1 protein-coding gene and 1 pseudogene are annotated in these 1,237 nt (G+C 50.1%); both read left to right on the top strand.

Annotation, left to right across the window (positions count from 1 at the left end):
• Nucleotides 1–222: pseudogene (locus tag ACFRCG_RS48585) on the top strand (L-arabinose isomerase); the annotation flags it as partial.
• Nucleotides 223–235: 13 nt separating this feature from the next.
• Nucleotides 236–1,237: ribulokinase (gene araB / locus ACFRCG_RS48580; protein WP_380043083.1), on the top strand; the 1,002-nt coding region annotated here is incomplete at its 3' end.

Raw genomic sequence — 1,237 nt, 5'->3', positions numbered from 1 at the left:
CTCTGGAAGCCGGAGCCGTCATTGAAAACAGCAGCGGAGGCATGGATTTTAGCCGGCGGTGCACATCATACCTGCCTGTCTTATGAACTGACAGCGGAGCAAATGCTTGATTGGGCGGAAATGGCGGGGATCGAAAGTGTTCTCATTTCCCGTGATACGACAATTCATAAACTGAAACACGAGTTAAAATGGAACGAGGCGCTTTACCGGCTTCAAAAGTAGAGGGGGATGTCACATGGCTTACACAATAGGGGTTGATTTTGGAACTTTATCAGGAAGAGCAGTGCTCGTTCATGTCCAAACAGGGGAGGAACTTGCGGCTGCTGTAAAAGAATACCGGCATGCTGTCATTGATACCGTCCTTCCAAAAACGGGTCAAAAGCTGCCGCGTGACTGGGCGCTGCAGCACCCTGCTGATTACCTCGAAGTCTTGGAAACAACCATTCCGTCTTTACTCGAACAGACGGGCGTTGAACCGAAAGACATTATCGGGATTGGAATTGATTTCACGGCATGTACGATCCTTCCTATTGACAGCAGCGGGCAGCCGTTATGCATGCTGCCTGAATATGAAGAGGAGCCGCACAGCTATGTGAAGCTCTGGAAGCATCATGCGGCCCAAAAACATGCTGATCGGCTCAATCAAATCGCGGAAGAAGAAGGGAAGGCTTTTTTACAGCGGTACGGAGGAAAAATTTCATCAGAATGGATGATTCCAAAGGCCATGCAAATTGCCGAGGAAGCGCCTCACATTTATGAAGCGGCTGACCGGATCATCGAGGCTGCGGACTGGATCGTGTACCAGCTGTGCGGCTCGCTCAAGCGAAGCAATTGTACCGCAGGGTATAAAGCGATGTGGAGTGAAAAAGCGGGGTATCCGTCAGATGATTTCTTTGAGAAATTAAATCCTTCAATGAAAACGATTACAAAGGACAAATTGGCAGGTTCTATTCATTCGGTAGGAGAAAAAGCCGGCAGTCTGACTGAAAAAATGGCAAAGCTGACAGGGCTTCTCCCGGGAACGGCTGTTGCGGTTGCCAATGTGGACGCTCATGTTTCCGTACCGGCGGTTGGCATTACAGAGCCAGGGAAAATGCTGATGATTATGGGAACCTCAACGTGCCATGTTCTTCTTGGTGAAGAGGTGCATATCGTTCCAGGTATGTGCGGCGTTGTGGACAACGGAATTCTCCCGGGCTATGCGGGATATGAAGCCGGGCAGTCCTGTGTCGGCGAT

Origin of the sequence: Embleya sp. NPDC056575, from assembly GCF_042793325.1 — a bacterium.
Classification (GTDB): domain Bacteria; phylum Actinomycetota; class Actinomycetes; order Streptomycetales; family Streptomycetaceae; genus Embleya.
The sequence above is the reverse complement of the archived record's forward strand: the minus strand, read 5'-3'. Positions and strand labels throughout refer to the sequence as shown.